Raw genomic sequence first — 12,342 nt, 5'->3', positions numbered from 1 at the left:
AACTATGGGAAAAATACTCAGTCTTTTATTGGTGTTCTTGGCAGCCTGCTGGGGCGCCACCACCATCAAATCCAAACCACAAGAAGCTATGACACAAGCCAAAAGCTCTTTTTATGATTTAGAAGCCACCACCATCGACGGCAAGCCTTTTAAGTTTTCGCAGCTGAAAGGCAAAAAGGTGCTTATCGTAAATACCGCCTCGAAATGTGGCTATACGCCGCAGTATGAAGACCTGCAGGCTTTCCACGAAAAATATGGCGACAAGGTGGTGGTGTTGGGCTTTCCCTGCAACCAATTCGGCGGGCAAGAGCCGGGCAATGAAGAAGAAATCGCTGCCTTCTGCCAAAAAAACTATGGCGTTACTTTTCAGATGTTTTCGAAAGTAAATGTAAAGAAAGGCGAAGGGCAACACCCCGTCTATTACTGGCTGACGCACAAAGAGGAAAACGGCTGGAATGACCAAGAGCCTACCTGGAACTTCTGCAAATACCTCATCAACGAAAATGGCGAGCTGGTAAAGTTCTTCGGTTCGGCGGTCAACCCTATGGATGAAGAAGTGCTGGCAGCTATAGGTGAATAAAAAAACTCTGTTTTTTCTCACCTTGCATACAACAGAGGCACAGGCTTATCTTTGTGCCTCTGTTGTTTTTTTTTATTGTCGTAAACAAAAAACACTTCCCTTCATGAAACAGTGGCGTTCTTGGTTATATGCTGCCCGTCTGCGCACCCTTCCTCTTGCTTCTGCCGGCATTCTTACGGGCAGTGCACTGGCTGCCCGGATGGGCGCTTTTCGCTCCGATATCTTCATTTGGGCATTACTTACCGCCCTGCTCCTGCAGGTGCTTTCCAACTTTGCCAATGACTTGGGCGACAGCCAACACGGTGCCGACTCTTCGCACCGCCGGGGGCCCCAAAGAGCCGTGCAAAGTGGTGCCATCAGCCGGCGGGCTATGTGGCGGGCAGTCATACTTACCGGCTTGGCAGCCTTCGGCAGTGGCATCTATTTACTCTATCTGGCTTTTTTTAGCGGCACAAATCCCAATTACCGCGCTTTCTTTACCCTTCTGGGCATAGGACTGCTTGCCATAATAGCGGCCATCAACTACACCATGGGCAAACGCCCTTATGGTTACTTAGGGCTGGGCGATTTGAGCGTATGGCTTTTTTTCGGACTCATTGCCGTAGGCGGCACTTATTTTTTGTTTACCGGCCGCCTGCATGGCGTCATATGGGGGGCAGCGGCGGCCATCGGCTTTTGGTCGGTGGGCGTACTGAATCTTAACAACATGCGCGATATGGAAAGCGACCGCCTGGCCGGCAAATATTCGCTGCCCGTGCGCATGGGCTACGCGGCAGCGCGCCGTTACCACGCTTTTCTCATCGTGGGCGGCATGCTGGGTATGTTGCTTTCGGCAGTCATGCTGCCGGAATCTCCACAACAGTTTATATTTTTGCTGACTTATCCTTTATTCATCATTCATTTAAAAAAAGTATGGAACACACCGGAACCTTCCCACTTGGATCCCTTTCTCAAGCAACTCGCCCTCAGCACCTTTCTTTGCGCCTTGTTGTTTACCGTTGGTGCTTTCTGGGGCTAATACTTTGGCTGCCCGGCTGTATGCTGCCCATACGACAACAAGCCCCCTATCCTATCCCCGTGCATTACAAGGGCGAAACACTCACCAAGCCTTACCGTATTATTGAGCTTGTTGAGCTAAGCGACACCCGCCCCAATACCGGCAACAGGGGGCTAAGGGAAGACCTGCTGGAAAAATACGGGCAAATGCCCAAAGGCTATAATATGACCGAAAAGGAAATACTGATTTATCAGCTGGCAGAAAAAGCCCGCAAACTGGGCGCCGATGCAGTCATAGACGTAGATTATACGCTCTTTGTCAATACGCAGTACTATGGATACAAAGTCAGTGGCTATGCCGTAAAAATGGTAAACTAATTTTTTGTATCCTTTGTTGCATTTTTACGTATTATTGCTTACATTCGTAATTACACTTAACATTAAGTTAACACAAAATTAACAGAGGGATAACAAAAAAGAGGAGGTGGCTATGAAGACACTATATGAAAAACGTTACAAATACAGCTTGGATCCGGTTGTTTGGGGCAAAGCCAAGAAAAAAGACCGTCCTTTGCTGATGGCCATCCTGCTGTTGATGCTTTTGCTGGCAGCATGGTTAAGTTAATGGATGTCGTATTACAGCTCTCTGCTTTTGCAAGAGAGCTTTTTTATTAAATAAAGCGTCCCTCTTTCCTTCTCGCTTCCGGCTTTTTCAATAGAAAAACAAGCAAAAGCCGCCTTTCAGACAACGCTTTTCTCCAGGTTTCAAAGCCACTCCCTTCATTGTTTCGACAAGCAAAAAACCGGCGCAAGCGTCTTTTTATGAAATACCTGCACCGGTCACATTGTATTAATTGATTATTTGATACGATAGGCGAGCACCATGCGTATTGTGTGGTTGCTGGCAGCCGTAAAGTCGTTGCGCCAAGGCATGGATATATACTGATTGAGATAGCCCGCCTCTATGGTTAAGTGCTCACTCATTTTGCGCCCAATACCTGCCCAAGCCCAGTTTTGGTTGAACAAGTCCCCGCCCTTAAAGGTGTGGATAAAAATTTCATCCATAACGCTGAAAAACCACTTGCTTTTCGGCAAAGGATATTGCAACGTCAAAGCATAGCGAAAGCGGTTGGAAAAAGAAGCGTTTGTATCGGATATTCTGTGCGTCCAACGTTGCTCTATACGGTAGCGGTGCATGGCTTTCAGCGCTCCCAGAGGGTGGGCAAAGAAAATATCTTCAAACATGTTATGCTCGAAGCTCTTCTCCGGTGCCCCCACTTCATCGTAAGGAAACTCTTCGATATAAGTATATCCCGCGCCTATGGTCAAATTGTCGTTCACCTTACGCAACAACTCACCACGAAACAAGTGCTGAAAAGGATAGCCGGCTATTTCATAATAGCGCAGCTGTGTTTCGGCGTGCAGGTCCCAATGTTCATTCAGCGCATAGCGCCCGAAAGCCATAAGCCAGCCGTTTTGCCGCTCTTTTACCTGTGCTTGTGTCACAGTCAGACAGGCAAAAAAGAGTAAAAAAGTGTTTTTCAATACATTTTGTTTCATAATTATTGATATTTTTTGCTTGGAAGTGAGGTTTGCTTTATCACAAATCACAATTTGCCACCACAGTATTTGCAAAAAACGGCATCGCTGTCATGCCTTTCGGCGCCGCAGTTATCGCATGCCCGGGTCGAAATGTCTTTTACTTTAACATGCGTCAGTTCCGAAGTAACAATGCCTGTGGGCACCGCCAAAATTCCATAGCCAAGAATCATAACCAAAGAAGAGATGAATTGCCCCAAAGGTGTTGCGGGCGCTATGTCGCCATAACCCACGGTGGTGAGTGTCACTATAGCCCAGTAAATGCTGCGCGGTATGCTGGTAAAGCCATTTTCAGGTCCTTCCACCCAATACATGATGGTACCCAGAATAATAACCAAGCTAAGCACGGCCATCAAGAAAACAATTATTTTTTCACGGCTTGCCTGCAAGGCAGTGCCCAACACCCGCGCTTCGTGCACATAATGAGCCAACTTAAGAATGCGAAAAACACGCAACAGACGCAGTACACGTATCACCATAAAATACTGTGTGCCCGCAAAGAACAAACTCATGTAAGTAGGCAGTATAGACAGAAGGTCAATGATGCCCAGGGGGCTGACGGCATAGCGCCACGGACTACGCACGGTCAGCAGCCGGGCGATGTATTCAAGCGTAAACAACAAGGTAAAAAACCACTCGCCATAGCGCAGCCACTCGCCGTACTGCTCGTTGATTTCGCGCACGCTCTCCAGCATCACAAGCACAATACTCAACAAGATGGCTACCAGCAACCACACATCAAACAGGCGCCCCTCCGGTGTTTCGGCTTCGAAAACGATTTCATGCCAACGCTTGCGCCAGCCCTGTAAGCCTTCTTTTTGAGAGTAGTACTTTGCAACCATATGAGACGCTCCTTTTCAGTCGAACATATGGACAACAAAACATGGAAAGGTCACCGCAAGAAGCAAAAAAAATAGACTCACTACAAAGCGCAAATAATAAAAAAAGCGACGGGCGTCATGTCCTCGCCGCCTTTTATCCTTATGTGCTCAAAAACAACGGCTACCCCTAATTGGAATTGGCATATTCTGCCTTTTGTGTATTTTCCTGATCATGGCGCCAGCCCGGGTGCCCAAATACATAACGCCACTTGCTTTTCCAGTCGGGCGCATGAGCCACGTCTTGTGCAATAGCTTGGAACTCATGCAATAAGATGGTAGGCACATTTTGTTTAGTCAGATTTTTGGTCAAGCCGTAGCGCACTTCCTCTTTTTCTTCGGCGAAGGTGCCAAACAAACGGTCCCAGATAATAAGCACCGCGCCATAGTTTTTGTCTATGTACGCCGGGTTGCTGCCATGGTGCACCCGGTGATGCGAAGGCGTGTTGAAAATGAACTCAATCACGGGATGCAGCTTGCCAATGGTTTTGGTATGTATGAACATTTGGTAATAAAAGCCAATTTCATCAATCAGCACAATCATCAGCGGGTCGAAGCCCAGAATAGCCAAAGGCGCCCAGAAGAAAAAGCGGTAGAAGAAATGAATGAAGTTGCCACGGATGGCAGTAGAAAAATTGAACAGCTGTGAAGAATGGTGCGCCACATGCGTAGCCCAGAAGAAACGGCTTTCGTGCCCTAAACGGTGGTACCAGTAAAAAATCAGATCATTGAGCAAAAACAGCAGCAAAACACTCCACCATGCATTGGCGGGGATGTCGAACAGCGCATATTGTTGATGCAAGTAACCAAAGAAAGCGAGCGTAACCCCTTTAATAAAAATTTTTACGACAGAGGTAATAGCCCCCAGCATCAGGTTGTTGAAAGTGTCCCGGGTGCTATATAGTTTCAGGTTCTTGCGAACTGCAATAACAATCTCTATGGTTATCAGTATGATGTAGGAAATAGCCGCTATGGTCTTTGCCATGCCGCCGTCCAAAATATGCCAAAAAAGACTTTCCATGAGCTCCCCTGTTTTTTGATTCGTAGCAAATCTAAGAGAAAAAAATCATCTGCTATTGATGCAGGTCATTGTTTTTGTCTATAAGTCTTTGCTTTCAAAAATCGTGCAAGCCGTTCCACAACTGACAAGCTGTCAAAAAAGAAAGGATAGCACCACACATACGTATGCAGCCACCAGCCAACTCCCAAAAACAAATAATTGGCAAGATGAAATAAAAAACCTGTGATGGCAAAAAAGTAGCGTCCCTTGCGGTGCAATATGCCCACAAACGCCAGCTGCCACAGCAACACAAGCAAGGAAGCAGCCTCGAGAAGCGAATCGGGCGAGGCTGCCAAAGCACGCCCTGCGGCTCGCCCGTGCACCAGCAAAAAAGTACGCAAATGGCCGGCATTCCACCAGGCACTCCCCCCCAGCAGTAGCTTCTCCATACCCGCCTGCACATAGCAAAGCGCAATGGCTGCACGTACCCACTGCAGCACTTCCGCACTGCCAAACGAGCGCCCTTCCTTGCGCCATATACGCCCCTGCCTTTCCCACCAAGGCATCAGCAAACACACATAGGTAAAGGGGGCAAAAGTATGATCCATTTTGCCAAAACTGTACAAATAGGCTTGCAACACCACAAACAGCAACGCAGGCAGCAATGCCCCCCTGCCCAGCCACAAGCAACGCAAGGCAGCCAGCACCATCACTGTCCACAGCGTCCACAGCCAAGGCAAAGAAAAGCCGGGCAGCGGGCGAATAAGCCACAAAGGCTCGAAAAAGTCCGTAAAAAATGACAGCTTGTAGAAAGAATAGCACCAATCATAGGTATATATCAGCAAGACCAAAGCGAAATAGCGCAAAAAATACTCATGAGTAGCCACAGGAAGGACCGCCACGGCACGCTCCCGCCTGCTGCTTTGCCACAGCAACCACGCGCCCAGGCTCAGCAGCATCACAGTTGCACGCAACACCATTTGGTCTGCCAGGAAAAGAAAATACGAGGCATCGAAACGGTGGCGCTCTATGGCAAAGCGAGGATAGAAAACAGCCACCAAGCGGGACACCATGTTTTCTTCGCCTGTCCATAAAAATGCCTTCACCTGCGGGCGCAGCCACCATCCGTACATAGCCCACAAAGCAAGCAAAGCCGCCAAACCCCATAAGGTACTCTTCAGGTATCTGCTTTTCATGGTCTTGTCCATTGAGCCACCACCAGCGAATCGAGATATTGCCCCTGTTTAAAGCGCTTTTCTACCAGCAAGCTTGCTGCAGGCAGCGCTTCTCTCTTTTGACGATACACTTCCATAAGTATTGCCAAGAAGGCACTACCCTGTTTTGTGATGTTGGCCCTCCTTGCACGGTAATAAAAAAGAGCTTCATCCAAGCCGATGACTTCGGGGGCAAGCAGCTGCCACTTTTCCGCCCGGCTTTGCCGAACATACCATTCGTAGCGCTCGGTATAAGCCGCCCGCGACACGGGCGTGGCAAACATCGAAAAACGAAAAAAGGGATATACATCCCGCATCAATACAAAAGGCAGGAAGTAAAGCATCCAGAAAAACCATCGTTTCTTGGGTAGCAAAGCACGCATATCGCAAAAACATTGGGATAAAGGCAAATTAGTGAAAATCGTGTAAAGGGAAAGAAAGGCGTATGAATAGCGGCAAGCGCGTCATAAAAAAGCCGGAAGGAAGCACGGTGGCTTCTTCCGGCAAATGCTACCCCGCTAAAAGACTTGCTTCTTATTCCATCTTGCAGCTTTTGCAATTGCTCGCGTCACAGTAAACCACTCCAAGCATACTGTTCTTCGGGCATACACTTCCTCCTTTCAAGCACGAGCACTTCACCCCTCCTTCTATTTCCACTACGCCTGCGGCTCTCTTCAGTAGTGCCCAGCGGTTAAGGTCATTGCCTTGTGGGGTTACCAAAGCAACCGGTATGCCATAAATGGCAGCTTTTACCAAAACAAATCCTTTGGGCAGCTCTCCCGTAGCGTCAAAGCGTTTTTGCATCTCTTCATTCCATCCGGCAGTTTTCAGATTCTCTGCCCATTCGTTCACAGCAGCCCGCACGCCCGGCAAATCGAGATATTCTTTGCGGAAAGGCGCAGGAATAAGCTTGTCTTGCTCCAAAAGACCGGCAGAAACCAAAGCAAAGCCTTCCATGAACGAAAGCTGCCGGGCAGCTTGCTCATCCGCGCCCACAGAAACAATTCGCAGCACAGGCGGCTCTTTGTCTCCAAATAATGAAAGTGCTTCTTCCGCCTTCCCTTTGTAAACGACTCCCAAGAGTTCAAATTTTTGCTTCCCTTCACCCGAAAGTCTATATGCCTCTTTCTTACAGTTCCCACAAGTGGTCATTAAACAGCCAAAGTCACTCCCTCTCTTAACGGGGCTACAACCACCTTTACCATCCAAACAGGTGCATATTACACCCACAGGCTCTTCTATCAAAACAGGCACCCCTCTTTCATCTTTTCCTACAAAAGCGTAGCCTTCCGGCAACTCAAAACGCACGAAGTCTTCGGCAGCGCGTTGCTCCAGGCGGCTTCCCTCCGGCACGAAAAGAACATCGCCACTAAAAGACACATCAGCGGTTTCATCCAGCTGTTGAAATTGCTCCTCCGGGGCATTCACCTCCGGATTGTGACATGCTACCGGCAACAAGCACAGCAGCAAGCACCACAACTTAATTTGAACATGTAGCTGTTTCATGATTTTATCTTTTTTTGAAGTGAAATGTGGTTTAGACGACGTCAATGGCGCAAGCTTCGAACTCCGGAAAGCATACTTAGCCGACATCGCATGCCCTGCGTTCGCAGCTTGATGGTTTAGTAATAAAATAATAACAATAATAACAATAATAATACTATCACGCAAGTGATTTTTTTTTTAAAAATCACCTATTTCATCTTGCCTTCTTGCTTGTTTCTGCCTCTTGTTCTCTTTAAAACGCCCCCTTGTCTCCTCTGAGCGCAAGCGGGCAACCTCTTCTTTTGCTTCTTGTGACATGGTTGGATTTGAACTCACTCGCTTCGCTCGTTCGAATGACATGCTTTATTTAATAAATACAGCAAGAAGCAGCGTATATTTTCGGGCGCAATCGCTTCCTTCAATTTCCTATCTTGCATCGTAAATAAATGCCTATGCAGAAGCTATCCATCAAAAGCCTGTACGGCGCGGGACTCCTTTTTATCTTCACTTGGGTGCTGCTTCAAAGCTGTTCTTATGAACAGCTGATAGCATGGCTTTCTGAACATTATGCCCTGTCGCATACACAGAGCCAAAAGCTGCAAGAGCTATTTCCGCCTTGGCGCTGGCATACTGCACGAGTCATCATAGCTGCGGGTACTTCCCTCCTGTTTGGCATGCTGCCCTATGCCTGCCGGAAAAGCAAGGAATTGGCATACTGTTTACACATTGAAACTCAAAGTATATTAAACTTTTATAAAAATTCTCCCCAAGCCCGCATCATAGTACTGCTTTTGCCTCTCTTTACAGGCATATGGTATGCTTTCGAAATCGCGCGCTTTCCTCTGCCTCATATAGACGAAGCTTTTGGGTATGTACACCTTATCCGGCGAGGGGTGCTTGTGTGTCTTACCTATTATCCCGGTCCTAACCATCATGTGCTCTATAATTTATGCGCGGCTTTACTCGACAAATTCCTGCCTGCTTTCTGGGCTGTTAAGCTCCCCTCCCTGCTGACGGTTGTTGCCCTTGGCATGTTATTGACAGACACGGCGCTGCGCCGGTGGAAACTATCTCCCCCCATCGCTGCTTTACTGCCGGTAGCTTTTCATGGAATAGAGGGCGTGATGGTATATGCCGGCTTGGGGCGCGCTTATATTTTACATGGTTTTTGGGTGGCGTTTGCCTTGCGCCTGCTGCCTGCACTCGGGCATTCGATACTTGCCCGCCGTTTTTTTGTCTGTGTCAACTGCTTGGCTTTTTATACCTTGCCGACCCACTTGTATGCATGGCTGGCTCTGGCAGCTGCTTGCGCATGGGGCTATGGATTCCGCCGGAGGTGGCTCATTTGGATGCACCTGCAAGTGATTTTCTTCACAACCTTGCTGTATGCCCCCTTCGTGTTGACACAAGGCTGGCTTTTTTGGCAGTCGCCATTTATTGCCTCCATGACAAGGGCGGAATGGTTCCGGTGGTTTCCTGCTTATCTATGGTCTGTGATGCTTTTTCTTTTTGGCAATCCCTTCATGCTGATGCTTTGGGGGGGTGTATTGATTACATACACACTTTCATTGAAATTCAAAGTTATTTCTTTTACAAAAGAAGACAAAGCGATTTTTTGCCTCCTCATCATACCCTGGATAGTGACTGCCGTACAAGGACTACAGCCCCCCGCTCGCATATGGCTGTTTCTTGCCTTGCCTTTCTGGTGGATGCTTGGACGGACAGCAAGTGGTACGCACAGACATGGTACCGGTCTCGTGGTTGTCTGCGCGGCAGCAGCCATGTGGCTTCAATCAGATTATGCGCTTTCATTTAGTGACAGATGGCAGAGCTATTTCGCTTTGAGTAAAGCCATTGAAGCAATTCCCCGGCAAGCCGGCTGCGTTGAGACCCACGACGACTGGATATATACCACACTACTTTACAAGAAGCATACGGAGCAAAAGGATTGGCAACTCGGCTACCCCCCTCAAAAGCCTCCCTGCCCTACTCGCGCTTCTTATCTTATTCTACCTCGGTCAAATGCCCCAATGGCCGCCGGCGGTCGTTTGGTGTATGTCAATGCATTCTTTGCAGTCTATGAGAAAAATTAAGACCTTTGCCTGCAAAAAAGACGCTATGGACAATCCCGTAATTATATTTGGTGCCGGCAACTTGGGCAGCCTGGCACTCGATGTCTTCAACAGCAACGATATTGTGGTGTATTGCTTTTTGGATGAAGACAAAAGTCTGCACAACACCGAAATCAACTATGTAGCCGTAATGGGGCATCCCGATGACCATGGTTTTCTGAAGCTCATCGGACCCAAATGCGAAGCTTTTGTGGCAGAAGACGATTTGGCTAAACGCAAGGTGCGCATCGAGATGCTGCGCGAACGGCGCAAAGTGGTGCCTGTCAACGCTATTCACCGTTTGGCGGTACTGAGCAGCCCCTTGGAACTGGGCTATGGCAATTTGGTGGCTGCCGGTGCCATACTCAATACCTTTGCCAAAATGGGCAGCTACAACGTCATTCATTCGGGGGCAATTATTGACCATCATGCACAGCTGCACGACCACGTGGAAGTAGGCGCCGGTGCGGTGATAGGGCATCATGCAGAGGTTGCCTCCGAGGCTTACATAGGAGCGGGGGCCGTCATTGCCCCAAAAGTAAAAATAGGACAAGGCGCACAAATAGCACCGGGCAGTGTGGTGTTGCGCGATGTAAAAGAAGGAAGCATGGTGTTTGGCAACCCGGCACAAGAAGTGAAGTAGAGGCAGCTTGGCAGCAGGTCGCACGCCTGAACGTTTGATTTCCGGTGGTTTCAAATAAAGCGGGGCATTCGTCTCATGCCAAAGTGTGGTGTGAAAGGATGCCCCTTAAAATGTTTCTCACTCCGCTTGCGATCCATTCAAAAGGACAGTTGTAAAGTTTTTAGCCCTTTGAAGTTTTATTTACGTTTTTGAGCACTCTTTATTCTCTCCCTTCAAGCCTTCCTTGGCTCTTTCGTGCATCCTCCCCTTGTCATGTCGAGCGCAAGCGAGAAATCTCTTCTGTGTCTTGCTGTTTGGCTTGAAGAGATGTCTCGCTGCACTTCGCTTCGCTCGGCATGACAAAAAACGCACTTGATTTGAGAAAAGATTTCTCAAATCAAGTGCGCTCCGTTCGAAAGGACAAGAGAGAAGTTTGACTCGGTGAAGCCTTTCTCTTTGTGAGACATGGCATGGTCCGCGGGCAGCGGAAGCCCTTCGTTGCAAGCCTTCCCCACCCCTAACCGGCAACGGCACCGGCAATGGTAGCGGTCATAAAACAAGCCAAGCTGGCACCCAAAAGGGCACGCATGCCCAAGCGGGACAGGTCGCTCTGACGCGCAGGTGCCATTCCTCCTATGCCACCAATTTGAATGGCAATAGAACTGAAATTCGAAAAACCGCACAGGGCATAGGTGGCAATAAGCAAGGCGTGCTCGCTCAGTTTGTCTTTTACGGCTGCCAGTTCGGCATAGGCTACAAACTCATTGATAGCCGTTTTCTGACCTATAAGACTGCCCACCAGCAAGGACTCGTTCCAGTCAACCCCCATAATGAAAGCAAGGGGGCGCCCTATTTGTCCCAAAATATACTCTAATGAAAGCCCCTGAAACAACTGCCCGGTAGATTGTGCAATGGCTTCGTTTACGCCCAACCAAACCCCAATTTTACCCAAACCGGCATTGAGCAGGGCAATCACGGCAATGAAGGCAAGGAGCATGCCGCCCACATTCAGCGCCAATTTGAGCCCGTCGGCAGCACCGTTCGACATGGCATCGATAAGGTTCACCCCTATACTTTCTTTAGATACTTCCAGCTTTTGATTGACTTTTTCAGGCTCCAGCTCCGGGTACAATATCTTTGCCATGACAATGGCAGCCGGCGCACTCATGATGGAAGCACTGAGCAAATGAGCAGCAAAGCGCGCCTGCTCGGCGGGATTTTCGCCCCCCAGAAAAGAGACATAAGCGCCCAGCACGCCCCCGGCGATGGTAGCCATGCCACCGGTCATCAAACACATAAGCTCCGACATGGTCATTTTTTCCACAAAAGGCTTGACCAGCAAAGGCGCTTCGGTTTGTCCTAAAAAGATATTACCGGCAGCGGCCAAGCTTTCAGGACCGGAAAGCCCCATGGTACGCTTCATCACCCAGGCAATGGCATAGACTATTTTTTGCAAGATCCCTAAATAATAAAGTGCTGCCGAAACCGTAGAAAAGAAGATGATGGTAGGCAGCACTTGAAAAGCGAAGATAAAACCTAATGAATGCCGGGTGCCGGGCACGCTGTCGCTATTTTTTGCCAAGTCACCAAAAATAAATTCGGCACCTTTTAAAGAAAAATTCAGGAAGGTAACAAAGGCTTCACTAACGGATTTAAATACCAAAGCCACCCATTCAACCCTCAAAATCATGAAAGCAAAAAATACTTGCAGCAAAACACCTATGATTACCAGGCGCCAATTGATGGCTTTACGGTCTTTAGAAAAAGGAACGGCCAATGCCAAAAGTACGGTAATACCAATAAGTCCTCTAATATATTCCATGAGTTCGTTATTTCGCAGCGCACAAAACTACAATT

13 protein-coding genes are annotated in these 12,342 nt (G+C 48.4%); 6 read left to right on the top strand and 7 right to left on the bottom strand.

Annotation, left to right across the window (positions count from 1 at the left end):
• Positions 1 to 4 precede the first annotated feature (4 nt).
• The 4 genes from QVE43_RS01350 (at position 5) to QVE43_RS01335 (ending at position 2,201) form a co-directional block, all read left to right on the top strand.
• Positions 5 to 580: a glutathione peroxidase gene (locus QVE43_RS01350; RefSeq protein WP_288003953.1), complete on the top strand. Its 576-nt coding sequence runs from the start codon at positions 5 to 7 to the stop codon at positions 578 to 580.
• A gap of 103 nt (positions 581 to 683) precedes the next feature.
• Positions 684 to 1,598 carry a 1,4-dihydroxy-2-naphthoate octaprenyltransferase gene (gene menA, locus QVE43_RS01345; RefSeq protein ID WP_038029657.1) on the top strand — a complete coding sequence of 305 codons (915 nt, stop codon included), beginning with the start codon at positions 684 to 686 and terminating at the stop codon, positions 1,596 to 1,598.
• Positions 1,559 to 1,954, top strand: coding sequence for a hypothetical protein (locus QVE43_RS01340; protein WP_288003952.1), 396 nt, complete (start codon positions 1,559 to 1,561; stop codon positions 1,952 to 1,954). Before menA ends, QVE43_RS01340 begins: the two co-directional genes overlap by 40 nt.
• Positions 1,955 to 2,066: 112 nt before the next feature.
• Positions 2,067 to 2,201: a hypothetical protein gene (locus QVE43_RS01335; RefSeq protein ID WP_262509236.1), complete on the top strand. Its 135-nt coding sequence runs from the start codon at positions 2,067 to 2,069 to the stop codon at positions 2,199 to 2,201.
• 233 nt (positions 2,202 to 2,434) lie between these two features.
• Here QVE43_RS01335 and QVE43_RS01330 read toward each other — a convergent pair whose 3' ends face one another.
• The 6 genes from QVE43_RS01330 to QVE43_RS01305 form a co-directional block, all read right to left on the bottom strand.
• Positions 2,435 to 3,136 carry a DUF2490 domain-containing protein gene (locus tag QVE43_RS01330; protein WP_288003950.1) on the bottom strand — a complete coding sequence of 234 codons (702 nt, stop codon included), beginning with the start codon at positions 3,134 to 3,136 and terminating at the stop codon, positions 2,435 to 2,437.
• 47 nt (positions 3,137 to 3,183) lie between these two features.
• Complete coding sequence (locus tag QVE43_RS01325; RefSeq protein ID WP_288003948.1) at positions 3,184 to 4,017, bottom strand: ion transporter; 834 nt, start codon at positions 4,015 to 4,017, stop codon at positions 3,184 to 3,186.
• A 166-nt stretch (positions 4,018 to 4,183) separates the two neighbouring features.
• Positions 4,184 to 5,074: a sterol desaturase family protein gene (locus QVE43_RS01320; RefSeq protein WP_288003946.1), complete on the bottom strand. Its 891-nt coding sequence runs from the start codon at positions 5,072 to 5,074 to the stop codon at positions 4,184 to 4,186.
• A 65-nt stretch (positions 5,075 to 5,139) separates the two neighbouring features.
• On the bottom strand, positions 5,140 to 6,249 hold the full coding sequence (locus tag QVE43_RS01315) for a hypothetical protein (RefSeq protein ID WP_288003944.1): 1,110 nt from the start codon (positions 6,247 to 6,249) through the stop codon (positions 5,140 to 5,142).
• On the bottom strand, positions 6,246 to 6,650 hold the full coding sequence (locus QVE43_RS01310) for a hypothetical protein (protein WP_157630045.1): 405 nt from the start codon (positions 6,648 to 6,650) through the stop codon (positions 6,246 to 6,248). The genes QVE43_RS01315 and QVE43_RS01310 overlap by 4 nt, the downstream gene beginning before the upstream one ends.
• 151 nt (positions 6,651 to 6,801) lie before the next feature.
• Positions 6,802 to 7,773, bottom strand: a complete 972-nt coding sequence (locus tag QVE43_RS01305) for a hypothetical protein (RefSeq protein WP_288003942.1) — start codon at positions 7,771 to 7,773, stop codon at positions 6,802 to 6,804.
• Positions 7,774 to 8,204: 431 nt separating this feature from the next.
• Here QVE43_RS01305 and QVE43_RS01300 point away from each other — a divergent pair, with 431 nt between their 5' ends.
• Positions 8,205 to 9,845, top strand: coding sequence for a hypothetical protein (locus QVE43_RS01300; protein WP_288003940.1), 1,641 nt, complete (start codon positions 8,205 to 8,207; stop codon positions 9,843 to 9,845).
• 25 nt (positions 9,846 to 9,870) lie between these two features.
• Positions 9,871 to 10,506, top strand: a complete 636-nt coding sequence (locus QVE43_RS01295; RefSeq protein ID WP_038029642.1) for an acetyltransferase — start codon at positions 9,871 to 9,873, stop codon at positions 10,504 to 10,506.
• Between the two features lie 496 nt (positions 10,507 to 11,002).
• Here QVE43_RS01295 and QVE43_RS01290 read toward each other — a convergent pair whose 3' ends face one another.
• Positions 11,003 to 12,307: a NupC/NupG family nucleoside CNT transporter gene (locus tag QVE43_RS01290; protein WP_288003939.1), complete on the bottom strand. Its 1,305-nt coding sequence runs from the start codon at positions 12,305 to 12,307 to the stop codon at positions 11,003 to 11,005.
• Positions 12,308 to 12,342: the final 35 nt, after the last annotated feature.

Origin of the sequence: Thermonema sp. (assembly GCF_026003375.1) — a bacterium.
GTDB classification, from domain to species: Bacteria; Bacteroidota; Bacteroidia; order Cytophagales; family Thermonemataceae; genus Thermonema; species Thermonema rossianum.
This window is presented reverse-complemented; position numbering and strand designations above follow the sequence as displayed.

What these genes read in the sequence shown, in the direction of transcription:
- QVE43_RS01350 (WP_288003953.1), top strand. Translation starts at nt 5, where the DNA reads ATGGGAAAAATACTCAGTCTTTTATTGGTGTTCTTGGCAGCCTGCTGG.
- menA (WP_038029657.1), top strand. Translation starts at nt 684, where the DNA reads ATGAAACAGTGGCGTTCTTGGTTATATGCTGCCCGTCTGCGCACCCTT.
- QVE43_RS01335 (WP_262509236.1), top strand. Translation starts at nt 2,067, where the DNA reads ATGAAGACACTATATGAAAAACGTTACAAATACAGCTTGGATCCGGTT.
- QVE43_RS01330 (WP_288003950.1), bottom strand. Translation starts at nt 3,136, where the DNA reads ATGAAACAAAATGTATTGAAAAACACTTTTTTACTCTTTTTTGCCTGT.
- QVE43_RS01325 (WP_288003948.1), bottom strand. Translation starts at nt 4,017, where the DNA reads ATGGTTGCAAAGTACTACTCTCAAAAAGAAGGCTTACAGGGCTGGCGC.
- QVE43_RS01320 (WP_288003946.1), bottom strand. Translation starts at nt 5,074, where the DNA reads ATGGAAAGTCTTTTTTGGCATATTTTGGACGGCGGCATGGCAAAGACC.
- QVE43_RS01315 (WP_288003944.1), bottom strand. Translation starts at nt 6,249, where the DNA reads ATGAAAAGCAGATACCTGAAGAGTACCTTATGGGGTTTGGCGGCTTTG.
- QVE43_RS01310 (WP_157630045.1), bottom strand. Translation starts at nt 6,650, where the DNA reads ATGCGTGCTTTGCTACCCAAGAAACGATGGTTTTTCTGGATGCTTTAC.
- QVE43_RS01305 (WP_288003942.1), bottom strand. Translation starts at nt 7,773, where the DNA reads ATGAAACAGCTACATGTTCAAATTAAGTTGTGGTGCTTGCTGCTGTGC.
- QVE43_RS01300 (WP_288003940.1), top strand. Translation starts at nt 8,205, where the DNA reads ATGCAGAAGCTATCCATCAAAAGCCTGTACGGCGCGGGACTCCTTTTT.
- QVE43_RS01295 (WP_038029642.1), top strand. Translation starts at nt 9,871, where the DNA reads ATGGACAATCCCGTAATTATATTTGGTGCCGGCAACTTGGGCAGCCTG.
- QVE43_RS01290 (WP_288003939.1), bottom strand. Translation starts at nt 12,307, where the DNA reads ATGGAATATATTAGAGGACTTATTGGTATTACCGTACTTTTGGCATTG.